The sequence below is a fragment of the Caballeronia temeraria genome, from assembly GCF_001544795.2.
Taxonomy (GTDB): domain Bacteria; phylum Pseudomonadota; class Gammaproteobacteria; order Burkholderiales; family Burkholderiaceae; genus Caballeronia; species Caballeronia temeraria.
Genome location: NZ_FCOI02000001.1, coordinates 159,593 through 182,547, shown reverse-complemented (window position 1 = coordinate 182,547; position 22,955 = coordinate 159,593). Strand labels below are relative to the sequence as shown.

General features: G+C 64.4%; 22 protein-coding genes and 1 tRNA gene. 10 read left to right on the top strand and 13 right to left on the bottom strand.

What is annotated here, in order from left to right:
• Positions 1–19: 19 nt before the first annotated feature.
• Complete coding sequence (locus AWB76_RS00830) at positions 20–1,204, bottom strand: OpgC domain-containing protein (protein ID WP_061158233.1); 1,185 nt, start codon at positions 1,202–1,204, stop codon at positions 20–22.
• 259 nt (positions 1,205–1,463) lie between these two features.
• Here AWB76_RS00830 and AWB76_RS00825 point away from each other — a divergent pair, with 259 nt between their 5' ends.
• On the top strand, positions 1,464–1,643 hold the full coding sequence (locus AWB76_RS00825; protein ID WP_061158232.1) for a hypothetical protein: 180 nt from the start codon (positions 1,464–1,466) through the stop codon (positions 1,641–1,643).
• 258 nt (positions 1,644–1,901) lie between these two features.
• Positions 1,902–3,254, top strand: a complete 1,353-nt coding sequence (locus AWB76_RS00820) for a chloride channel protein (protein WP_061158231.1) — start codon at positions 1,902–1,904, stop codon at positions 3,252–3,254.
• A gap of 117 nt (positions 3,255–3,371) precedes the next feature.
• Here AWB76_RS00820 and minE read toward each other — a convergent pair whose 3' ends face one another.
• The 5 genes from minE to map form a co-directional block, all read right to left on the bottom strand.
• The gene (gene minE, locus AWB76_RS00815) at positions 3,372–3,626 is read right to left on the bottom strand and encodes a cell division topological specificity factor MinE (RefSeq protein WP_008350955.1); all 255 of its coding nucleotides are present in this window, start codon (positions 3,624–3,626) and stop codon (positions 3,372–3,374) included.
• Between the two features lie 9 nt (positions 3,627–3,635).
• On the bottom strand, positions 3,636–4,451 hold the full coding sequence (gene minD, locus AWB76_RS00810) for a septum site-determining protein MinD (protein WP_061158230.1): 816 nt from the start codon (positions 4,449–4,451) through the stop codon (positions 3,636–3,638).
• A 90-nt stretch (positions 4,452–4,541) separates the two neighbouring features.
• The gene (gene minC, locus AWB76_RS00805) at positions 4,542–5,309 is read right to left on the bottom strand and encodes a septum site-determining protein MinC (RefSeq protein WP_061158229.1); all 768 of its coding nucleotides are present in this window, start codon (positions 5,307–5,309) and stop codon (positions 4,542–4,544) included.
• Positions 5,310–5,442: 133 nt separating this feature from the next.
• Positions 5,443–5,967, bottom strand: coding sequence for a GNAT family N-acetyltransferase (locus AWB76_RS00800; RefSeq protein WP_061158531.1), 525 nt, complete (start codon positions 5,965–5,967; stop codon positions 5,443–5,445).
• 173 nt (positions 5,968–6,140) lie between these two features.
• Complete coding sequence (map, locus tag AWB76_RS00795; RefSeq protein WP_061158228.1) at positions 6,141–6,923, bottom strand: type I methionyl aminopeptidase; 783 nt, start codon at positions 6,921–6,923, stop codon at positions 6,141–6,143.
• 251 nt (positions 6,924–7,174) lie between these two features.
• On the opposite strand from map, the gene AWB76_RS00790 reads away from it, so the two are divergent.
• Positions 7,175–7,525, top strand: a complete 351-nt coding sequence (locus AWB76_RS00790; RefSeq protein WP_061158227.1) for a hypothetical protein — start codon at positions 7,175–7,177, stop codon at positions 7,523–7,525.
• Between the two features lie 99 nt (positions 7,526–7,624).
• Here the strand turns inward: AWB76_RS00790 and AWB76_RS00785 are convergent.
• The 3 genes from AWB76_RS00785 to AWB76_RS00775 form a co-directional block, all read right to left on the bottom strand.
• Positions 7,625–7,715, bottom strand: a tRNA-Ser gene (locus AWB76_RS00785).
• A gap of 101 nt (positions 7,716–7,816) precedes the next feature.
• Complete coding sequence (serS, locus tag AWB76_RS00780; RefSeq protein ID WP_061158226.1) at positions 7,817–9,115, bottom strand: serine--tRNA ligase; 1,299 nt, start codon at positions 9,113–9,115, stop codon at positions 7,817–7,819.
• 155 nt (positions 9,116–9,270) lie between these two features.
• On the bottom strand, positions 9,271–10,587 hold the full coding sequence (locus AWB76_RS00775) for a replication-associated recombination protein A (RefSeq protein ID WP_061158225.1): 1,317 nt from the start codon (positions 10,585–10,587) through the stop codon (positions 9,271–9,273).
• Between the two features lie 160 nt (positions 10,588–10,747).
• Here AWB76_RS00775 and cytX point away from each other — a divergent pair, with 160 nt between their 5' ends.
• Positions 10,748–12,076: a putative hydroxymethylpyrimidine transporter CytX gene (gene cytX, locus AWB76_RS00770; protein ID WP_061158224.1), complete on the top strand. Its 1,329-nt coding sequence runs from the start codon at positions 10,748–10,750 to the stop codon at positions 12,074–12,076.
• Positions 12,077–12,079: 3 nt separating this feature from the next.
• Here cytX and speB read toward each other — a convergent pair whose 3' ends face one another.
• Positions 12,080–13,105, bottom strand: a complete 1,026-nt coding sequence (gene speB / locus AWB76_RS00765) for an agmatinase (protein WP_061158223.1) — start codon at positions 13,103–13,105, stop codon at positions 12,080–12,082.
• A 115-nt stretch (positions 13,106–13,220) separates the two neighbouring features.
• On the opposite strand from speB, the gene AWB76_RS00760 reads away from it, so the two are divergent.
• On the top strand, positions 13,221–14,132 hold the full coding sequence (locus AWB76_RS00760; RefSeq protein WP_061158222.1) for a LysR family transcriptional regulator: 912 nt from the start codon (positions 13,221–13,223) through the stop codon (positions 14,130–14,132).
• A 30-nt stretch (positions 14,133–14,162) separates the two neighbouring features.
• Here the strand turns inward: AWB76_RS00760 and lolA are convergent, their stop codons facing one another.
• Together lolA and AWB76_RS00750 are read right to left on the bottom strand one after the other, a co-directional pair.
• A complete protein-coding gene (lolA, locus tag AWB76_RS00755; protein ID WP_061158530.1) occupies positions 14,163–14,843 on the bottom strand; it encodes an outer membrane lipoprotein chaperone LolA in 681 nt (226 codons plus the stop codon).
• 25 nt (positions 14,844–14,868) lie between these two features.
• Positions 14,869–17,184, bottom strand: a complete 2,316-nt coding sequence (locus AWB76_RS00750) for a DNA translocase FtsK (protein WP_061158529.1) — start codon at positions 17,182–17,184, stop codon at positions 14,869–14,871.
• A 330-nt stretch (positions 17,185–17,514) separates the two neighbouring features.
• On the opposite strand from AWB76_RS00750, the gene trxB reads away from it, so the two are divergent.
• The 5 genes from trxB to AWB76_RS00725 all read left to right on the top strand — a co-directional run bounded on the left by trxB (position 17,515) and on the right by AWB76_RS00725 (position 21,328).
• Positions 17,515–18,510 (top strand): thioredoxin-disulfide reductase, encoded by a 996-nt coding sequence (gene trxB / locus AWB76_RS00745; protein WP_061158221.1) that lies wholly within the window; start codon positions 17,515–17,517, stop codon positions 18,508–18,510.
• 205 nt (positions 18,511–18,715) lie between these two features.
• Complete coding sequence (locus AWB76_RS00740; RefSeq protein WP_061158528.1) at positions 18,716–19,555, top strand: Smr/MutS family protein; 840 nt, start codon at positions 18,716–18,718, stop codon at positions 19,553–19,555.
• Positions 19,556–19,577: 22 nt separating this feature from the next.
• Positions 19,578–20,165 carry a trimeric intracellular cation channel family protein gene (locus AWB76_RS00735; RefSeq protein ID WP_208606529.1) on the top strand — a complete coding sequence of 196 codons (588 nt, stop codon included), beginning with the start codon at positions 19,578–19,580 and terminating at the stop codon, positions 20,163–20,165.
• 131 nt (positions 20,166–20,296) lie between these two features.
• On the top strand, positions 20,297–20,950 hold the full coding sequence (locus AWB76_RS00730) for a protein-L-isoaspartate O-methyltransferase family protein (RefSeq protein ID WP_061158219.1): 654 nt from the start codon (positions 20,297–20,299) through the stop codon (positions 20,948–20,950).
• Positions 20,951–21,004: 54 nt separating this feature from the next.
• Positions 21,005–21,328 carry a rhodanese-like domain-containing protein gene (locus AWB76_RS00725; protein ID WP_008350991.1) on the top strand — a complete coding sequence of 108 codons (324 nt, stop codon included), beginning with the start codon at positions 21,005–21,007 and terminating at the stop codon, positions 21,326–21,328.
• A gap of 4 nt (positions 21,329–21,332) precedes the next feature.
• Here the strand turns inward: AWB76_RS00725 and AWB76_RS00720 are convergent, their stop codons facing one another.
• A complete protein-coding gene (locus tag AWB76_RS00720) occupies positions 21,333–22,910 on the bottom strand; it encodes a GDSL-type esterase/lipase family protein (RefSeq protein WP_061158218.1) in 1,578 nt (525 codons plus the stop codon).
• Positions 22,911–22,955: the final 45 nt, after the last annotated feature.

Genomic DNA, 22,955 nt, shown 5'->3' with positions numbered 1-22,955 from the left:
AGACCGGAAGCCGGCGCGCTCAGCGATCGCGCCGGTTGGCGGCATGTGCCGGAACCGGCCTGCCCTCGATGACGGGAATCGGCGGCCTCGGCCGCTCGACGCCCTCCGCGCGCGCCGCCTTCGCCGCCTTGCGATCGGCCCAGAAGCGCGCGAGTGCGAGCAGGCTGACGATGGCGACGCCATCGGCGATCAGCCCGAGAATCCAGTGCGACGGATAGCGCCCGAGCCCGAGCACGCCCATCGCGCGCAACGCCGAATCCAGCACCAGCGACACGCCCGTGCCCGCAATGAAGCACACGAGCCCCTGCTGCCCGATCGTGACGACGCCCGGCAGCTTGCGTGCGAGCTTGCCGACCCATCCCGCATAGACGCCGCGCGCGACGATCCACGCGATGGCCGCGAAACTCACGATGCGCAGCGTCGCGAGATTCTGCTTCATGTATCCCGGCGGCGCCTGGGTCTCGAGAAAGAGCTTGAAGAACGCGAACGTCAACGCGATGGCGATGGCGCCGGCCGTCAGCCAGCGCGCGAACTTGCCGGCGTGAAACTCGTCGCTGATCGGCTGGACGCGCGCGAGCACGCCGGTCATGAACATCAGTTGCCAGGCGAAGGGATTGAACGACCAGGCTTCGCCATAGGTGCCCGGCAAAAAGCGCAGGAGCGGCATGGCCGCGAGCCACACGAGCAGGCTGCCGAAGATCGCGATGACCGGCTTTTTCTGCGCGAGCGGCACGATCACCGGCACGGCGAGCGCGAACACCGAGTACATGGGCAACACGGCGGAAAGATACGGCTGCTGGCGCAGCAACGCGATATCGAGCGTGAGCCCGAACGGCCGCATGAGGAAATTCGGCCATTCGGTGTACTGGACCATCGGCGTGTCGACTTTGAGCGCCATCAGGACCGCGCCGCCGATCAGCATCAGGAACGCCGTGAACAAATAGGCGCGATAGATTTCCCAGCTGCGTTTGAAAAAGCGTCGGCGGGCGGCTGAATCGCTACGGCGAGTCGCAAGCGCCGTATAAGCCGCCGCCGACGCATAACCTCCGAGAAACACGAATACTTCCGCGGAATCGCAGAATGCATACTGATGCAGCGTAAAGCGCGACAGCACGCTTCCCGTTATATGGTCCACCGCGATAATGAGCAGCACGATTCCCCGAAAGAAATCGACTTCGAGAGAACGTGTCGTCGGGGAAGTCATCTGGCAAATGCTCCACGAACCTGCGGTTTCCGCGCGCCGCCGGGCTGGCTGGCGCACATACGGGGTTTGTACCTAGCCCAGAGAGAAAATTCCCTTAATCAACGAGTATTTAAATTAACACTCGATGCCAGTCGGCAAGCTGGCGGCAAAGTGACTTTTTTGTCCGCTTTCCAGTCAATATGCCGCTGCCTATACTCGAAAGAAGTTCGACAAAAACGATTCGCGGAAAGTAGTACCGCGAGCCAAATGGGAGGCCGATATGCGCATTCATCTGCAGAGTTCTCATCTCGTCGCAATCATCGCTATCGCACTCCTGACCGCTTTGTTGCTCGCCGTGAAATTCCGGCCCGCGACATGGCGAGGCGTGCTCTTCGAAGCGGTCGTCGCGAATGTCGGCGCGTTCCTGGCGGTGCTCGCCTTCGAAATGCTGACGGCCTGACGCGGACCGCACCGCGTTCGCCCATCGGACCTGCAAAAAAATCTCAAACCGGTTGAACTTTCCCTCGCGCGCGCACTCTGAGCAAGTAATGCTGTTCGTGCGGGCTGCTTGTCGGTTCGAACGTATGGCTCTCTTCTCCTCTCCGCTCCTGCTTATGGCGGGAGCGTTTCTTGGGCGCCCGGCGAAAGCCTCGCGCCTGTTCTTTTTTCTGGCTCCGGTAAGACACTCCACGTTCGTCGTTTTTGAAACGGCCATCGTATGATCCGGGCGCTCCGTTCCCTCTCCGTCATCACCGCGCGGCGCACGCGCAGCCTCTGGCGCCGCTACGGCATCTTCTGGCTCGGCGCGATTCTCGTCGGCCTCGTCGCCGTCTACTACGCGCGTCTGATCGACTGGGGCTTCAGCCTCTTTTCCGACGTGCGCAGCGCGCATGCGTGGCTGCCGCTCGTCATCACGCCCGCCGCCGCCGCGCTCTGCGTCTTCATCACGCGAAGTTTTTTCCGCGGATCCGAAGGCAGCGGCATTCCTCAGGTGATCGCCGTGCTCCACGGGCCGACGTCCGCGGCGGGCGGGCGGCTCCTCACGTGGCGGATTCTCGTCGCGAAGATCGCCGTGTCGTTCATCGCGATACTCGGCGGGCTCACCATCGGCCGCGAAGGTCCGACCGTGCAGGTCGGCGCCGCGCTGATGTTCAACATGCGGCGCTTCTTTCCGCGCTCCAATTCGCTCATCGAACGGCAACTCGTGCTCGCCGGCGCGGCGGCCGGTTTGTCGGCGGCGTTCAACACGCCGCTCGCGGGAATCGTGTTCGCGATCGAGGAGCTCACGCGCAGCTTCGAGGCGCGCACGAGCGGCGTGCTCATCACGGGCATCATCATCGCGGGCGTCGTGGCGCTCGGGTTGAGCGGCAATTACACGTACTTCGGCACCATCCAGGCGGGCGCGCTCTTTCCGCGATTCTTCGTGGCGGCGATCGTGCTGACGGGCATCGTCACCGGCATCGCGGGCGGCGTCTTCTGCTGGCTGCTGCTCAACACGAGCAAATGGATTCCCGCGTCGCTGCGGCATCTGCACGCAACGCGGCCGGTCGCGTTCGCCGCGCTCTGCGGCTTCGTCATCGCGGTCGTCGGATTACTCGCGGGCGGCACGACTTTCGGCAGCGGTTACGCCGAGGCGCGCGGCCTGCTCGAAGGGCGCGAACAGCTCTCGATGCTCTATCCGCTCCTGAAGATGATTTCGATGATCGGCTCCTATCTTCCCGGCATTCCGGGCGGCATCTTCGCGCCTTCGCTGTCGATCGGCGCGGGTTTCGGCAACGCGCTGCACACGCTCTTCCCGCGGATGTCGCTGCCGATGCTCATCGCGCTCGCGATGGTCGGCTATCTCGCCGCCGTCACGCAATCGCCGATCACGGCTTTCGTCATCGTGATGGAGATGATCGACGGCCACGCGCTCGTCATCTCGCTGATGGCGACGGCCTTGATATCGAGCCGCGTGTCGCGTCTCTTCGCGCCGCCGCTGTACGAGGCGCTGTCGGAGCGGTATATGACGCCGCTGCCGAAACCCGCGCCGTCACCGGAAGTGCCAGACGAAGGCAAGGAAAGCCGATAACGCGCAAACGTTTGTCACGAACAAAAACAAAAGCCAGGATCGCCCGATCCTGGCTTTTGCATTTTCCGGCGGCAAGCGCATCCTGAACCGGACGCGCGGCGCTCGCGGGCGTGTGTCTTACGCCTGCGGAATCTCGATCTTCACTTCCAGCACTTCCAGATCGTCCTGACGTTCGAGACTCACTCGAATATCGTCATCGGAGATCTTCACGTACTTCGAAATCACGGCAACCAGTTCCCGTTGCAACGCCGGCAGATAATCGGCGGCGGCTTTGCCACCCGCGCGCTCGTGCGCAATGATCAACTGCAAGCGTTCCTTCGCGACCGTAGCGGACTTCTTCTTCTCGCCCAGCAAAAACGAAAGAATCGACATTGCGTCCCCTTACTTGGTGCCGAAGATGCGTTGCAGCAAACCGGGCTTTTGATAATCGGTGAAGCGCAGCGCCTTTTCCTCGCCGAGGAAACGCGACACCACGTCCTTGTACGATTCCGCGACGTCCGTGCCATCCAGATGCACGGCCGGCAGGCCCTGGTTCGATGCATGCAGCACCGCTTCCGATTCCGGAATCACGCCGATCAGGTCGATGCGCAGGATTTCCTGGATGTCGGAGAGCGACAGCATTTCGCCCTCGCTCACGCGCTTCGGGTTGTAGCGCGTGATGAGCAGATGTTCCTTGACCGGTTCCTTGCCTTCGACCGCACGCTTGGTCTTCGACGACAGGATGCCGAGAATGCGGTCCGAATCGCGCACGGACGACACTTCCGGATTCGTCACGATGAGCGCCTCGTCGGCGAAGTGCATCGCCATCAGCGCGCCGGATTCGATACCCGCCGGCGAATCGCAGACGATGTACTCGAAGTCCATCTTGATCAGTTCGTTGATGACCTTCTCGACGCCTTCGAGCGTGAGCGCGTCCTTATCGCGCGTCTGCGAGGCCGGCAGGATGTAGAGGTTTTCGCACTTTTTGTCCTTGATGAGCGCCTGATGCAGATTCGCCTCGCCCTGAATGACGTTGATCAGGTCGTACACCACGCGGCGTTCGCAACCCATGATGAGGTCGAGATTGCGCAGACCGACGTCGAAGTCGATCACGGCCGTCTTGTGGCCGCGCAATGCGAGCGCCGATGCGAAGCTCGCGCTGGTGGTCGTCTTGCCGACGCCGCCCTTCCCCGAAGTCACCACAATGATTTTTGCCATACAAGTACCTTGTGTTCGTCAATAAGTCCGCTTGCGTTGCCTTCGAGCGCGCGCAAAGGGCATCGGGCGCGCGAATCGATACAACTCTCGTCAGGTGAGACGCAGCGGTTCGATCATCAGTTTTTCTTCGTTCAGCCAGATCTGCACCGGCTTGCTGAGCACGTCGGCCGGCAGCGGGTTCTCGGTCGTCCGGTAGATACCCGCGATGGAGATGAGTTCCGGCTCGAGACAGGTGCAGAAGATGCGCGCGTCGAGATTGCCGTGCACGCCCGCGAGCGCGCGGCCCCGCAACGGCGCATAGATATGGATATTGCCTTCGGCGATCACCTCGGCCCCGTACGACACGAGCCCGAGCACGATCAGATCGCCCTTCGCGTAGACCTGCTGGCCCGAGCGCAACGGACGGTCGATGATGGTCGCCGGCGCCGGCAGCGCGGGCGGCGGCGGCGTATTCGCGACCGCGGCTTCGATCACGGCGGCGGCTTCGGTGTTCGGCTTCGCTTCGTCGGCGGAAGGCTTCGGCGCGCCGCGCCGGTCGCGCGCTTCGAGAATCGGCAGGCCGCCCGCGTTCGCCCACTGGATCGCCCACGTCTGCGCGGGCAGCGCGACGATGCCGATCGGGCGCATGCGCACGTCGTTCAGCACTTTCTCCAGATCCGGCAGCGAGACACGTTCGCCTTCAGCAAGACGCCGCACGTCGATGGCGACGACATCGCCCGCGAAGAATTCGGGAGTCGCTTCGAAGCGCCGCGTCAGTTCGGTGCGGAGGGCATCGAGGTCGGGAGTCTTGACGACGAAGAGAAGCGTGTCGACGGAGCCGCTGCGCAGTTCGAAGAAGGGCGTTTTGTTGAGCGACATAGGAACGGCCAAAAATTTTGCGTATTTTACAGGCGTTGCCGCACACGGCCATAATTTTTGAGACCGATTTCAGCGAACGAAAACGAGAAGCGCGCGACAAGAACGCGCAAGACGGACCTGAATGCGACGCGCGTCAGGCGTCTTCGTCGGGGTGCAGGTGGCGCACGAAGAGCGACTCGGCTTCTTCCTCGTGCGACGGCATCGCGCGACGATCGCCGGTGGGACCGAAACCGAGGCGCTCGTAGAAGCGCACCGCGGTTCGGTTCTCCTCGGAGATCCATGCGTGCACCTCGGACACGCCAAGCTGCGCAAGCCATTGCGACGCGACGTTCACGAGCAGTTCGCCGCCGCGCAGATGCCGCACGGCTGGCGCGACCCACAGCGCATTCACGAACGCGCGCTCGCTCGGCGTCTCTTCGACATAGGCGTGCACGAGACCGCAGGGATGGCCTTCGGTGTAGAGCAGAAACGTCGCGAGCCGGGGCGAGGTCGAGTGCAGCGCCGCGGTGTCATCGAAAGACGAAGGATCGACCAGCAGCGCATCTTCCAGCGTTTCGCCGAACGCGTATGGCGCTTCGCGCAGCGACGCCGTGCGAAGCTCGCGCAAAACCGAACCTTGTTGCGCGGCGATGCGGCTGACGGTCAAGGAAGGACTCATGCGGACGCTCATGCAGACTATTTCTCTCTGGCTTTCAGGCGGGATGCGCGTGCGGCTCTGTCGGCCGGTCCGGCGCTCTGGCCATTGGCATAGCTTCAACCGAACGGGCGAACCCGTCAATTCCTAAATCCTGGAAAGTGCTTTGCAACGCACACGGCAGGCCGCGCATTCGCTCATGGCGCAGCGTAGCTTCCCGTGCCGTCCGGCCACGGCGTGAGCACTTCGAAGCCGTCTTCGGTGACGGCGACCATGTGCTCCCATTGCGCGGACAGCGAGCGGTCCTTCGTGGTCACGGTCCAGCCGTCGCGCGACTGCTGCGTGGCGGCGCGGCCCGCGTTGATCATCGGCTCGATCGTGAAGACGAGGCCCGGCTTCAGGCGCAGTCCTGCGCCGCGCTGACCGTAGTGCAGCACTTGCGGATCTTCGTGATACACGCGGCCGATGCCGTGGCCGCAATACTCGCGCACCACCGAAAAGCCTTCGCGATGCGCGACGCTCTGAATCGCCGCGCCGACGTCGCCGAGCGTCGCGCCGGGGCGCACTTCGCGCATGCCGGCGACCATCGCTTCGTAGGTGGTCTCGGTGAGACGGCGCGCCTGTTCGCTGGGCGTGCCTGCGTAGTACATCCGGCTCGTGTCGCCGTAGTAGCCGTCCTTGATGATCGCGACGTCGATGTTGATGATGTCGCCGTCCTTCAATTCCTTCGCGCCGGGAATGCCGTGGCACACGACGTGATTCACCGATGTACAAATCGTCTTCGGAAAGCCCATGTAACCGACGTTCGCGGGTACGGCCTTCAGTTCGTTGACGATGAAGCGATTGCAGATGGCGTCGAGTTCGTCGGTGGTGGCGCCCGGGCGGACGTGTTCGGCGATCATCGCGAGGACTTCGGCGGCCATGCGGCCGGAGATGCGCAACTTTTCGATGTCGGCGGGTGTCTTGAGCGTGATGGCCATTGAGCAATGCGAATGGGTTCGTGCCGCCTCGCGCGCGCCTTTTCGCCGATGTTCGAGACGGACGGCGCGCGAGGACAATGGGGCCGATGATAGCACTCCCACGCGGTTCCTCCGCTCGCAAAGGCGCATCGGCGCTGCATTTTCGAGGCTTCATGCAACGTTGTTTGCGCATGCGCGGCCGTCGTCGTTCGCCCTTGTGATGAGCGCCCGTTTGTGTTTTAGTGGCGCGACTTTTGACCCGCCGGAGTGTTATGAACCTGCATCGATTTGCTTTCCTTTGCGCCGTATTGCCGGGCGTCGCCGCTCTTTCAGCATGCAGCTCGACGAGCGGCCCTGAACTGCGCGCATCGGCGCCCGTGATTTATGTTTCGTCGGCGCGCGCTGCGTCGGATATATCGAGTTGTCTGCAACGCATGATTCCTTCCGCGCAGACGAGACGCGATCAGGGATCGACTGAATTGCTGGTCGGATCGAACGCGTGGCTCGTCACGCTCACGCCTTCGGCATATGGATCGGTCGTGAAGGTGCAGCAGTCCTCGAGCGATGATGGCGGCGTGCCGGAGCCGGAACTGCGCTTCGATATCGCGCGATGCACGACTTGAAGAACTGAAGGAGTGCTCCGCTTCGACGAAGCGGAGCCGCTAGAAGCAGGCCCAAAAGCAAAACCCCGCAAGTCTTGCGACTTGCGGGGTTTTATGTTTTGGCGGAGAGGGTGGGATTCGAACCCACGGTACGGGAAAACCGTACGCCTGATTTCGAGTCAGGTACATTCGACCACTCTGCCACCTCTCCGGCTACCCTTTCGGGTCTTCGTGAACCGGTCGTTGCTCAACGAAGAACGAAAGTATATCCAACCCTTTCGTGCTTTCCAAGCCCCTTTTTGAAAATAAACGTCACATCGCGGCGGAAGCTTCGATTTTTTCCGCGCCGCGCATATACGGGCGCAGCACCGCCGGAATCGTCACCGAGCCGTCCGCGTTCTGGAAGTTCTCCAGCACCGCGACGAGCGTGCGGCCGACCGCGAGCCCCGAGCCATTGAGCGTATGCACGAACTCCGGCTTGCCCTGCGGATTGCGAAAGCGCGCCTGCATGCGCCGCGCCTGGAAGGCCTCGGTATTCGAGCAGCTCGAAATTTCGCGATACGTGTTCTGCGCCGGCAGCCACACTTCGAGATCGAACGTCTTCGCCGCCGAAAAGCCCATGTCGCCGGTGCACAGCGTAATCACGCGATACGGCAGTTCCAGCTTCTGCAGGATCGTTTCCGCCTGGCCGACCATCTCGTCGAGCGCGGCATAGGAATCTTCCGGCGCAACGACCTGCACCATCTCGACCTTGTCGAACTGATGCTGGCGGATCAGGCCGCGCGTATCGCGTCCATACGAACCCGCTTCGGAACGGAAGCACGGCGAATGCGCCGTCAGCTTCACCGGCAGCGCGCTCGCTTCGAGGATGCTGTCGCGCACCGTGTTGGTGAGCGAGATTTCCGACGTCGAAATGAGGTACTGCGTGACCGTGTTCTCGTCGCCACCCTTCTCGACGCGGAACATGTCGTCGGCGAACTTGGGCAACTGGCCGGTGCCGTAGAGAATCTCCGGATTCACGATGTACGGCGTGTACGCTTCCGTGTAGCCGTGCTGCTCCGTGTGCGTGTCGATCATGAACTGCGCGAGCGCGCGATGCAGGCGCGCGATCGGCCCGCGCAGCAGCGTGAAGCGCGCGCCCGAGAGCTTCGCGCCGGTTTCGAAATCGAGGCCGAGCGGCGCGCCGACATCGACGTGATCCTTGACTTCGAAGTCGAACGAACGCGGCGCGCCCCAGCGCCGGACTTCGACGTTCTGCGTCTCGTCGCTGCCCACCGGCACGCTTTCGTGCGGCAGGTTCGGCACGGTCAGCATCAGGTCGGACAGACGCTTCTGGATATCGTCGAGCTTCGCGGCCGATTCCTTCATCGTGTCGCCGATGCCGCCCACTTCCGCCATCACCGCCGACGTGTCCTCGCCGCGGCCTTTCATCGCGCCGATCTGCTTCGACAGGCTGTTGCGCCGCGCCTGCAGTTCTTCGGTGCGGGTCTGGATGTCGCGGCGCTCGGCTTCGAGCGCGGCGAAGGCGGCGACGTCGAGCGTGTAACCTCGGTCGGCGAGACGCTTCGCGACGCCGTCCAGGTCTTTGCGGAGGGTTTGGATGTCGAGCATGGCGGGGGGCTGCTTTATTAAGTAATCGGAAACGCCGATTTTAGCGCACGGTCATCGCGCGCCGCGCGGGATCGGTGATCCGCTTCGCGAAACGCGATTTACGCGCGCGCGAAACGAACACTGGCGATTTCATCGCTGCTTGTCATCCCTGCTTCTCATCGCTTCTTGTCGTCGCGATGCTCGCGCCGCCACGCGTCGTCCGCTTCGGCGAGACGCGCGAGCTTGTCGGCGATCTTCCCTTCGAGCCCGCGCGGCGTCGGCTGATACCAGTACGGATCGCGCATGCCGTCGGGCAAATAGGTTTCGCCGGCTGCGTAGGCGTCCGGTTCGTCGTGCGCGTAGCGATATTCGTGGCCGTAGCCCAGTTCCTTCATCAGCTTGGTCGGCGCGTTGCGCAGATGAACCGGCACGCCGCGCGACTGATCCTTGCCGACGAAGCGCCGCGCCTCGTTGTACGCGTTGTATCCCGCGTTCGATTTCGGCGCGACGGCCAGATAGATGAGCGCCTGCGCGAGCGCCAGTTCGCCTTCCGGCGAGCCGAGCCGCTCGTAGGTCTCGGCTGCATCGAGCGCGATGCGCGCGCCGCGCGGGTCGGCCAGGCCGATGTCCTCCCACGCCATGCGCACGATGCGCCGCGCCATGTAGCGCGGGTCCGCGCCGCCGTCGAGCATGCGGCAGAACCAGTAGAGCGCGCCGTCCGGATTGCTGCCGCGCACCGATTTATGCAGCGCGCTGATCTGATCGTAGAACGCGTCGCCGCCCTTGTCGAAGCGGCGCAGATTCTCCACCAGAGCACTGCCGAGCAGCGCGCCGTCGACATCCGTCTGCTTTTGCTGCGCCGCCGCGCGCGCGACGATTTCCAGATTGTTCAGGAGCTTGCGGCCGTCGCCGTCGGCGGAACCGATCAGCGCGTCGCGGGCTTCGTCGGTGAACGTGAGGCCGCCGAGTTCCTTCGTCGCGCGTTCGAGCAGTTCCTTCAGTTCATCGGCGTCGAGGCTTTTCAGCACATAGACCGCCGCGCGCGACAGCAACGCGCTGTTCACCTCGAACGACGGATTTTCCGTCGTCGCGCCGACGAACACGAACAACCCCGATTCGACGTGCGGCAAGAACGCGTCCTGCTGGCTCTTGTTGAAGCGATGCACCTCGTCGACGAACACGAGCGTCTGATGCCCGTTCGCGCGATGGATCTGCGCCGTTTCCACCGCCTCGCGGATATCCTTGACGCCTGAAAGCACGGCCGACAGCGAGATGAACTGCGCGTGGAAGGCATCGGCCATGAGGCGCGCGAGCGTGGTCTTGCCGACGCCGGGCGGGCCCCAGAGAATCATCGAATGCGCCTCGCCCGATTCGAACGCGACGCGCAGCGGCTTGCTCTGCCCGAGCAGATGCTTCTGGCCGATCACGTCGTCGATGGTGCGGGGGCGCAGGCGTTCCGCGAGCGGAACGGTGCCACGGTTTTCTTCGAACATGTGCTGTGCGATGCAGATTGACGCAGTTGGATGGATCGCGGCGATAATCTCGCGCTTCTCAAGAGGCGCGGCTTGGCCGCAGAATCGGGTCATTATGACAGCCGGAGTGCCGCGACCCGCTCCGACCACGCCTGAACAATCCATATAAGGACACAATACGATGGGGCAAGAGCACACCACGAACGCCGCGGCGCACGGCGAAACGTCGACGTACGCGCCGCTTATGCCCGTGCCGCCGGAGCGGCGCGCATTCGGCACGAGCGATGCCTTCGCGCTGTGGTTTTCGCTCGGCATCGGCCTCTTGGTCGCGCAGGCGGGCGCGCTGCTGGTGCCGGGCCTGTCGCTGCCGCATGCGCTGGCGGCCATCTGTATCGGCACGGTGATCGGCGTCCTGCTGCTCGCGCTCGCGGGCGTCGTCGGCACGGATACGGGGCTCGCGGCGATGTCGTCGCTCAGACCGACACTCGGCGTGCGCGGCGCGTCCGTGCCGGCGGTGCTCAACGCGATCCAGCTTGTCGGCTGGGGCTCGTTCGAGATCATCGTGATGCGCGATTCCGCCGACGCCCTCGCGAAGCAATCCTTCCATCTGTCGATGCCGCTCGTCTGGACGCTCATCTTCGGCGCGCTCGCCACGGTGCTCGCGGTGAGCGGCCCGCTCTCCTTCGTGCGGCGCTTCCTGCGGACCTGGGGCATCTGGCTTCTGCTCGGCGGCGCGGGCTGGCTCACGTGGAATCTGCTCGCGAAGCACGATCTCGCCGCGTTGATGGCGCGCCCCGGCACCGGCGAGATGGCGTTCGGCGCGGGCATCGATCTCGTCGTCGCGATGCCGCTTTCGTGGCTGCCGCTGATCGCCGATTACACGCGCTTCGGCAAGAGCGCGGGCGGCGCGTTCCGGGGCACGCTGCTCGGCTACGGCATCGCGAATCTGTGGTTCTACGCGCTCGGCGCGATCTACGGCCTCGCGGCGGGCGGCGGCGATGCGCTTCTCACGACCGCGTTCGCGCAGGCGGGCGGCGGGATCGCGCTGTTCCTCATCCTGATCGATGAAATCGACAACGCCTTCGCCGATATCCACTCCGCCGCCGTATCAACGGGCACGTTCTGGGCGCGCGCCAGCGTGCCGGTGCTCTCGTGGGCGTTCGGCGCGCTGTGCACGCTCGTCGCGCTCGTCGTCGAGATGGGCAAGTATCAGAACTTCCTGCTGCTGATCGGCTCGGTGTTCGCGCCGCTCTTCGGCGTCGTGCTCGCGGATCACTTCATCGTGCGCAAACGCCGCATCGAAGCGGCCGTGCTCGCCGATGTCAACGGCCGCTACGGCTTCTCCGGCGGCTGGCATGTCAGCGCGTTCATCGCGTGGGGCATCGGCATCGTGGCCTATCACGCGATCAATCAATGGCTGCCGAATCTCGGCGCGACGCTGCCCGCGCTCGCGCTCGGCGCGGTCTGCTATTTGCTGCTCGTGTCGGGCAGACGCCGCGCCTACGCGTAATGGCTATTTAGCCGCGCGATACTCCACGCCCGGCAGCACGCACAGCAACTCGAACGCGAGGTTCGCGCCAAGCAGCGCGGTCGTGCCGAACGGATCGTAAGGCGGCGCGACTTCCACGAGATCCGCGCCGACGATGTTCAGCCCGCGCGCCCCGCGCACGATCTCCAGCGCCTGCGGCACGGTCAGCCCGGCGATTTCCGGCGTACCGGTGCCGGGCGCGAACGCGGGATCGATGCCGTCGATATCGAACGTGATGTAGACCGGTCCGTCGCCCATCTGCGCGCGCACTTCGTCCATCAAGGGCGCGAGCGACTTGTTCCAGCATTCCTCCGTCTGCACGACGCGAAAACCCTGCTCGCGGCACCAGTCGAAGTCGCCCGCTTCGTATCCGGTGCCGCGCAGTCCGATCTGCACGACGCGCGAACAATCGAGCAGGCCCTCTTCCACCGCGCGGCGAAACGGCGTGCCGTGCGCGATCTTCTCGCCGAACATCGTGTCGTTGACGTCCGCGTGGGCGTCGATATGAATCAGCCCGACCTTGCCGTGCTTCGCGTGGATCGCGCGCAGGATCGGCAGCGCGATGGTGTGATCGCCGCCGAGCGTGAGCGGCTTGCAGCCGTGCTTCAGGATTTCGCGGTACGCGCGCTCGATACGGTCGATCGAATCGAGCAGGTTGTACGGATTGATCGCCACATCGCCGATATCGGCTACGCGCAGCGAATCGAACGGCGCGGCGCGCGTCGCCATGTTGTACGGGCGCAGCAGCACCGACTCGCTGCGCACCTGACGCGGCCCGAAGCGCGCGCCGGTGCGGTTCGACGTGCCGAGATCGAACGGCACGCCGACGAAACACGCATCCAGCCCTTCGGCCGACTGGACGTGCGGCAGACGCATCATCGTCGTGATGCCGCCGCAGCGCGGCATCTGGTTGCCCGAAAGCGGCTGCGGGCGCTCGGCGCGCTGTTCGAGGAAATGCGAATCAAAGTGTTCGGCGGGCGCGAAGAGCGCGGAAGGAGAAGATGTATTCATGATGTCGGATGTCCGCTCGTGGTCGATCTGACAATTAATAGCCGCTTTCCGGCAAAGATAAAATGGCGATGAAAATACCTTAACATCGATATTTATCGATGTATCGCCCACATCCATGTTCACGCACCTTTCCGACCTCGATCTGCGGCTGATCCGCGTGTTTCTCGCCATCGTCGATGCGGGCGGCGTGTCGTCGGCGCAGGCCACGCTCAACGTCGGCCAGCCGACCATCAGCACGCAACTGGCGACGCTCGAAACGCGGCTCGGCTACCGGCTTTGCGAGCGCGGGCGCGGCGGCTTTGCGCTCACGTCGCGCGGCGAGCAGTTCGTCGATGCGTGCCGCACGCTGCTCGCCGCCATCGATACTTTCGACTCGACCGCGCGCAATGTCGGCAAGAAGCTCGTCGGCACGCTCACGCTCGGGATGATCGGCAACACGCCCGTCAGCGCGAACGCGCGCGTCAGTCAGGCGATCGCGCGTTTCCGGCAGCGCGACGAATCCGTGCGGCTCGCGGTGCTCGTGCGCTCGCCGGGCGAGCTCGAAGAGATGCTGCTGGCCGAGCGCATTCAGGTGGCGATCGGCTATTTCTGGCATCGCGTGCCTTCGCTCGAATACGTCGAAATCTTCGCGGAGGATCAGCTCGCCTATTGCGGGCGCGCGCATCCGTTGTTCGCGCAAGCGGGGCGCGTCGGCATCGCGCAGGCGTTCGAGCACGACTGGGCGTGGCGCAGCTATCCGCTGCCCGAAGCCGGCGATCTTGCGCCACGTAATATTGGCGCGGTCGCGGACAACATGGAGGCCGTCGCGATGCTCGTGCTGTCGGGCCGGCATCTCGGCTATCTGCCGGAACACTTCGCGGCGCCATATGTGAAGCAAGGCTTGCTCGCGCCGCTGAATCCGCAGGCGATGCGCTATCGCGTCGCGTTTCAGATGGTCACGCGCGCGCAGCGTTCGAGCGGCGCAAAGCGCGAAATCGTGGAGGCGTTTCTGGAGGATATGGCCGCGGCGCACGCGGCCATCGACTGAACAGGGCGCGGTCGCCGCGCCCTTCGAGGATCAACCGTTGATCACGTCCGCGCCCTTCGGCACGGTGAACTTGAAGGTATCGCTCTTCATCGGCGGATTCTTCTGGATGTTCGAGAACGTCAGCAGCGTGACGTTGCCGAACACGTCGTGCAGTTCCATCGCCTGGAGGTTGCCGTCCTTGAAGCCGATGCCGACCGTTTCGAACTGCGTGTCCTTCGCCTTAGGCGTAAGTTCGAGCCAGTCGATGCCGCCCTTCTCGCCCGCATCGCGCAGGTTGAAGTTCTTCTCCAGATCGTTGCTGCCGAAGAGAATCGCCGCCGGGCTCGCGCCGAGCGCGCCGCCGAGCGTACGCACCGTGACCTGATTCAGATCCTTGTCGTAGACGTAGAGCTTGTTGCCGTCGGCCTGAAGGATTTGCGAATACGGCTTCTGATACGACCAGATGAACTTGCCCGGCCGTGCGAACATGAAGGTGCCGCTGGAGGTCTGGCCCTTCGTCGGCACTTGCGTCGATGTCGCGCCGTTGTTTGCCTTGCCCGGCGCCTTGATTTCCTGCTGCGTGAAATCGCCGCGCGCCGCGTGAACCTGCGACACGAACGCCTTCAGTTGCTCCGTGCCGCTCGCGAATGCGTGCGATGCGAAAAGCATCGACGCCGAAACGAGCGTCGTGCCGAATACCTTGATCAAATTGCGCCCCGTAAACTGCTTCATGCGTATGTTCTCCATATGACGCGCGTCATTCCGCGTCGCGCGCCGGCGTGAGGATTTCGCGGTTGCCGTTCGACGACATCGCCGAGACGAGCCCCGAGTTCTCCATCTGTTCGAGCAGACGCGCCGCGCGGTTATAGCCGATGCGCAAGTGCCGCTGCACGAGCGAAATCGACGCGCGACGGTTCTTGATGACGACCTCGACCGCCTGATCGTACAGAGGGTCGGACTCGCCATCGGCGCCGCCGGTTCCGCCCGCGCCCGCCGAGCCTTCATCGCCATCGCCCGCGAGGCCGCCTTCCAGAATGCCTTCGATATAGTTCGGCTCGCCCTGCTCCTTCAGCTTGTCGACGACGCGATGCACTTCCTCATCCGACACGAACGCGCCGTGCACGCGCACCGGCAAGCCCGAGCCTGGCGGCAGATAGAGCATGTCGCCCATGCCGAGCAGCGATTCCGCGCCCTGCTGATCGAGAATCGTGCGCGAATCGATCTTCGACGACACCTGGAACGCCATGCGCGTCGGCACGTTGGCCTTGATGAGGCCGGTGATCACATCGACGGAAGGACGCTGCGTCGCGAGAATCAAATGGATGCCCGCCGCGCGCGCCTTCTGTGCGATGCGCGCGATCAGCTCTTCGACCTTCTTGCCGACGACCATCATCAGATCGGCCAACTCGTCGATCACGACGACGATGTTCGGCAGGCGCGTGAGCGGCTCCGGTTCGTCGGGCGTGAGGCTGAACGGGTTCGGAATCTTTTCGTCGCGCTTCTTCGCTTCGTCGATCTTCGTGTTGAAGCTCGCGAGATTGCGCACGCCCATCTTGCTCATGAGCTTGTAGCGGCGCTCCATTTCGGCGACCGCCCAGTTGAGCGCGTGGCCCGCCTGCCGCATGTCGGTGACGACCGGGCACAGCAAATGAGGAATGCCTTCGTAGACGCTCATTTCGAGCATCTTCGGATCGATGAGGATGAGCCGCACCTGATCCGCGCTCGCCTTGTACAAGAGCGAGAGGATCATCGCGTTGATGCCGACGGACTTGCCCGAACCCGTCGTGCCCGCGACCAGCAAGTGCGGCATCTTCGCGAGATCGGCGCAGACCGGATTGCCGCCGATGTCCTTGCCGAGGCCCATCGTCAGCGGCGACGCGCCGTTCGCATAGACCTCGGAGCCGAGAATTTCGGAGAGCTTGACCGTCTGACGGCGCTGGTTCGGCAATTCGAGCGCCATGAAATTCTTGCCCGGAATCGTCTCGACCACGCGAATCGACACGAGCGACAGCGAACGCGCGAGATCCTTCGCAAGCCCGACGATCTGACTGCCCTTCACGCCCGTCGCCGGCTCGATTTCGTAGCGCGTGACGACCGGCCCCGGATACGCGGCGACCACGCTCACCTCGACGCCGAAATCCTTCAGCTTCTTTTCGATGAGACGCGACGTGTATTCGAGCGTATCGGCGGCGATGGTTTCCTGCGTCTTCGGCGGCGGATCGAGCAGCGCGAGCGGCGGCAAGGTGGAATCGCCCGGCAGATCCTTGAAGAGCGGCACCTGCTTTTCCTTCTCGGCGCGTTCGGAGCGCGCGGGCGCGGGCGCGGCGGGCACGATCATCACCGGCTCGTGCTCTTCGCTCTTTTCGCGCGAGCGCACGACCTTGCCTTCGCGCTTGACGGCAGCCGCCTCGCCGAGCTTGCGGTCGCGTCCGGCCTCGCGGCGCAGTTGCGCGCCGGTGATCGCGTTGAGGATGGCGTCGCCCGCCTTCTCGCACACCGACAGCCACGAGAAGCGGAAATAGAGCGAAAGTCCGATCGCGAGCGCGATCAGCAGAAAGAGGGTCGCGCCGGTGAAGCCCAGCGCATGCGACACATGACGCGCGACGACATCGCCGACGACGCCGCCTGGCGCGCGCGGCAACTGCACCTTGAGCGACCACATGCGCAGCGCCTCGATGCCGTCGCTTGCGAGCAGCACGAGCACGAACGCGAACGCTTCGGCGAGCCAGGTGCGATCTTTCGGCGCGTCTTCATCGACGACGGGCGGCAGCGTGATCTTTCGATAATTCGCGATGATGCGCCGCGCGAGCAGCACGATCAGCCAGTACGAGGACAGCCCGAACAGGAGCAGCAGGATGTCCGACGTGTACGCGCCGACGCGCCCCGCCCAGTTCGCGAAGTGATCGACGCTGACCGCGTGGGTCCAGCTCGGGTCCTTGCGGCTGTACGAAAGCAGCGCCATGACGAGGAAGAGCCCGAGTGCGACCTGGAGAATCCAGCGAATCTCGGTGAAGAGTCGCGACATGCGGTGCGGCAATGCCTGCGGGCTCGCGGAATAAGTAGCTTTGGCCATTGATTCGGTGTCGCTTGGTGTCGCCTTTTTGCGGCTCACGCCTGTGCGCAAGAGCGGCATGGAACGGTGACCTATTGTAAACGCTGCATTGCGGTGAACGGCGCAAAAACGGCCGCGTTCTTGCAACCTGTAACACTCGTCACGCGCTCGTCATGCGGATGCGCCGGCCCGCGGCGGCTATCAATCCGATTGAAAGGTTCATTCGGAAGGCTTTTTCCGCCGCCTTTATAATCGTCGTTTTGCACCTAAATACGGTTCATCGGAAGCGCCCGGCGTCGATATTGCTGCGCCGCGGGCACGCATCCGGGACCCTCAAAACGGACCACCATCATGTCTTCGCTCAAACACGCCAAAGTGCTGATTCTCGGTTCCGGCCCCGCCGGCTACTCGGCCGCCGTCTACGCCGCGCGCGCGAATCTGTCGCCGCTGCTCATCACCGGCCTCGCGCAAGGCGGCCAGCTGATGACCACCACGGACGTCGAGAACTGGCCGGCGGACCCGTCGGGCGTGCAGGGCCCGGAACTGATGCAGCGTTTCGAGGAACACGCACGCCGCTTCAACACCGAGATCGTGTTCGATCACATCCACACCGCGAAGCTCAACGAGCGCCCTTTCCGTCTGATCGGCGATTCGGGCGAGTACACATGCGATTCGCTGATCATCGCGACGGGCGCATCGGCGCAATATCTCGGCGTGCCGTCGGAAGAAGCGTTCATGGGCCGTGGCGTCTCGGCCTGCGCGACCTGCGACGGCTTCTTCTATCGCAACGGTGAAGTCGCGGTGATCGGCGGCGGCAATACGGCCGTCGAGGAAGCCATCTATCTCGCGGGCATCGCGAAGAAGGTGACGGTCGTGCATCGCCGCGACAAGTTCCGCGCCGAGCCGATTCTCATCGACCGCCTGCTCGCGAAAGAGAAGGAAGGCGTCGTCGACATCAAGTGGAATCACGTCCTCGACGAAGTCACCGGCGACCAGTCGGGCGTCACCGGCCTGCGCATCAAGGACACGCAGTCGGGCCAGACCACCGATATCGCGCTGCAAGGCGTGTTCGTCGCGATCGGCCACAAGCCGAACACCGATCTTTTCGTGAACCAGCTCGAGATGAAGAACGGCTACATCATCACGAAGGGCGGCACGAGCGGCGACGCAACCGCGACGAGCATCGCCGGCGTGTTCGCGGCGGGCGACGTGCAGGATCACGTGTATCGCCAGGCGATCACGAGCGCGGGCACGGGCTGCATGGCCGCGCTCGACGCGCAGCGTTACCTCGAAACCATCGACGAAACGCCGACGCCGCACTCGATGAGCCACGAAGCCGACCGCTGATCGGACTTTCATCCGGGCGCGGTCCGGCGTGGCGAGCCGCTAGAATCCAGTAACGACGGGCCACGGTTCACACCGCCGGCCCGTTTTCGTTTCTGCTCGCGCAGGCCGTCGTTTCGCTCGACGGCATGCGGCGCGCCGCGCGCGCGTGGCACAATCGGCGCGCCGCGCGTCGAGTCCCGTCTCCGATCTTTCCGCTGGCCGAACGATGCCGAAGAATCTCCCTCACCCCAACGAACCGAAAGTCCGGCGCACGGAAGCGCCGCGCCCGGCGGCGCCCGCGCAAGGCAAGCCGGTCGATGCCCGCGACGTCGCCGCAGCCGTGAAGCGCGAGGGGCTCTCGGGTCTGTCGTCGCTGAAGAGCGCGCTGAAAGCCGACGCCGAAAAACGCGAAGTGCAGCGCGTCGCGGCGGCGCGCGCCGAACGCGAAGCCGTCGCGGATGCCGACGAGTTCCGTCGCGCGATCGGCGACATCGAGCCGCTCAAGACGCCGCCGCGCACGACCATGACACGGGTGCCGCCGGCGCCCGAGCCGCTGCAAAGCCGCCGCGACGAAGAAGCCGTGCTGCAGGAGGCGCTCTCCGACGAATACGATCCCGAAAGCCTGCTCGATATCGACGAAACGCTGTCTTTCTGCCGTCCCGGCATCAGCCAGGAAGTCGTCAGGAAGCTGCGGCGCGGCGCGTGGGTCGTGCAGGCGCAGCTCGATCTGCACGGCATGCGCCGCGAGGAAGCGCGCGAGGCGCTCGCGGAGTTCATCCGCGAATCGGTGAAGCGCGGGCTGCGCTGTCTGCGCGTGATTCACGGGAAGGGACTCGGCTCCATCGGCAAGGAACCGGTGCTCAAGGGCAAGGTGCGCGCGTGGCTCGTGCAGAAGTCGGAAGTGATCGCGTTCTGTCAGGCGCGTCCGCACGACGGCGGCGCGGGCGCGGTGCTCGTGCTGTTGCAGCCGGGCGGCGTGCCGCGTCATCACAATCATCCGCAGGACGAGCCGCAGGACCGGAGCCTCGGCAAGAACCACGATCCGAGGCCGGACAGTGCATCCTAGACTCACCTTCGCCATCACCATCATGGAGGCGCTCGCGATTTTCGCGTACGCCTTCTCCGGACTCATCGAAGCGCGCAAGCGCCGGCTCGACGCCGTCGGCGCCTTTCTCGTCGCGCTCGTGACCGCGTTCGGCGGCGGCACGGTGCGCGACGTGCTGCTCTCGCGCCGCCCTTTCTACTGGGTCGAGCATCAGGACTACGTGCTATTCATCTTCGCGATGGCGCTCTTCGCGCCGATCTTCCTGCGCGTCACATCACGCCTGTTCGACCAGCGCGCGCTGCTCGTCACCGATGCCATCGGGCTGGGCCTCTTCAGCGTGTCGGGCACGTCGATCGCGCTCGATGCGCAGATGCCCGCCTTCACCGCGACGATGATGGGCGTCGTCACCGGCGTGTTCGGCGGCGTCCTGCGCGACGTGCTCTGCAACGAGATTCCGCTGATCCTGCGCGATTCGCGCCCGTACGCGGTCTGCGCGTTCGCCGGCTGCTGGATCTATCTGGGACTCGAGCGGCTGGAGGTCGACACGATCTACAACGTGCTGATTTCGACGGCGTTCATCCTGATCGCGCGGCTCATCACCTTCAAGTTCGATATCCGCCTGCCGCATTAGCCGATGAACCGCAAGCGCGCCGTGCGCGAACCAGGCGGGAAAACCCTTCCATTTGCTACAATCGCGTAGTTTTCTAGCCCCGCATCCGGCCGCGATGCAGCCCGCTCCGGTCGCCATCACGCACACAGAATATGAACATCGAGCAAGCGCGTTTCAACATGATCGAGCAACAGATTCGTCCGTGGGAAGTGCTGGACCAGGACGTGCTGAATCTGCTCGCGATCGTCAAGCGCGAGAACTTCGTTCCCGCCGCGTATCGCAACATCGCTTTCGCGGACCTCGAAATCCCGCTGCCCGGCGGCGAGCGCATGCTCTCGCCCAAGGTGGAAGCGCGCGTCCTGCAGGAGCTCGCGATTCACAAGGGCGAAACGGTGCTGGAAATCGGCGCCGGCTCGGGCTACATGGCGGCACTGCTCGCGCATCGCGGGCGCAGCGTGACGACGGTCGAAATCTCGCCGGAACTGGCGGATTTCGCGAAGCAGAACCTCGCGGCGAACGGCGTGACGAACGTCGAAGTGATCACCGGCGACGGCGCGCTCGGCTGGGATCAGGGCGCGCCCTACGACGTGATCTGCGTGTCGGGCGGGCTGCCGGTCATGCCGCAGGAATTTCTGGAGCAACTGAAGATCGGCGGGCGCATCGCGGCGTTCGTCGGCGCGGCGCCGATCATGAAGGCGCAGATCATCACGCGCGTGGACGAAAAGCAGTTCCGCGTGTCGGACGTGTTCGAAACGCTCGTCGCGCCGCTCAAGAACGCGGTGCATCCGTCGCAGTTCAAGTTCTAAGCTGAAAGTGCGATGCCGGCCGTGTCCGGCGTCGCGCATCTTGCCGGAATCTCCATGCAAAACCTGACTGCACCCGAACTCGCCGCGTGGCTCGCGGATTCCTCGCGCCCCGCTCCCGTTCTGCTCGACGTGCGCGAGCCGTGGGAAATCCAGACGGCGAAGATGGACAACATCGTGTCGATTCCGATGCGCGACATCCCCGCGCGCAGCGAGGAACTCGACGACGAAGCGCAGATCGTCTGCATCTGCCATCACGGCGCACGCAGCGCACAGGTCGCGATGTTCCTGGAATCGCGCGGCTTCACGAAGACGTTCAATCTGTACGGCGGCATCGACGCATGGTCGCGTCAGGTCGATCCGTCGGTTCCCACGTACTGATCGCTCAGCCCTGACTCGACCACAGCGCCGTGCCATCCGCCGAAAAAATGACGAGATAGCCGTTCGGCAGGATGTACGCGTAAGCGCCCGGATTGCCCGACGTGTGCGTCTGCCAGACCATCGCGCCGTTGTTGTCGTACATGGCGAGATTGCCGTCCTCCTGCATGCGGACTTCGGCGCCCGGCGTGCCGCTCACCTGCGATGACCAGATCGTCGCGCCATTCTTCACCGCGACGAGATAGCCGTCGCCCCGCACGTTCACTTGCACGTTCCCGCTGCACGCGGCGAGCGATTGGCCTTGCGCCAGACCTTCGCCCATCGCGATGCGCCCGCACGCCGTCGGCGCGTTGATCGGCGGCAGCGCGGCGAACCAGCTCAGATCGACGGCATTGGCGATCGCCTGCATGCCGGCATCGTCCGGATGCAGATCGTCGCCGCTGTTGTAGGCGCGCGCGAACGCGGTCGAGCCGCTCGAACCGGCCGGATCGCCCAGCGCGGCGGCCTGATCGAGCACGGCGTCGCAGCCGCTTTCCTTCGTGCGCAGGTAGGCATTCACCGTCTGGCGCGTGTTCTCGATGTCCGGCGTCCACTCGTCCAGACCTTCGAATGGCGTGAGCGTCGAGCAGATCAGACCGACTTTCGCCGCCGCCGTCTGCTGAACCAGTTGCTGATACGCAGCGATGAGCTGCTGCGCGCTCGGCGGATTGCCGCTGATGAGATTGTTGACCGCGTCATCGGAGACGATCACCCACTTCACGTTGGGCTGCGAGAGCACGTCGCGGGCGAAGCGCGTCAGCCCGGCCTGCCCCGAGCCGTTGGTGAAGAAATCGTTGCCGCTGATGCCTTGATTCAGCACGCCGACCGTCATGCCCGAGCGGATCAGCCGCTCCGCGAGCCGGTTCGGCCAGCGGCGGTTCGTGTTGGGCGTCGACGCGAATCCGTCCGTGATCGACGCGCCGAACGTGACCACGGCGCCCGTCGCGGCGGCGTTCATCACATCGAGATTGGTGAGGAAATAGTAAGACTGCTCGCCCGCCGCGTTCACGACGCCGCCCGTGAACGCCGGGTCCGCGCTGACGTCGCCCGGTGCGATCCAGTTGTCCTGCAAGCCTTCGACATGCCCGGTCGATCGCGGCGGCGTCTGCGATGGAATGTGGAAACTCACGGCGATATCGGCGAGCGCCGGCACCTGGAACGGGATCGGGTCGGTCTGCACGGTGCCGCCGACGGGAATCGTCACGTACGGCTGGCCGTTGAAGGTCGCGGCCTTGTCGGTACCGGCGATCGTCCGCGCGCCGCTCGCACGCCGGGCAATGTGCACGTCGCCGAGCGTGACCGGCTTCGTGCCGAAGAGGTTGGAAAACGTCAGACGCGCTGCCGTGCCGCCGATGCTCGTATGCACGACGTGACGAATCGTCTGATTGTTGAAGCCGGGATCCGCCGTGACGTCGGGCGCGGCGGCCCATGTTCCGGTCCACGGCGCGGACGTGATGACCCCCTGCGCGAAATAATGCGATGTATCGGGCCAGGACAGAAAAACGACGAGCGCGAGCCCGATGAACGTATGCAGTCCTCGTTTCACGTCGCCTCCTTATGTCGGTGCAGCGGCGTCCCGAAGGCGCGCACC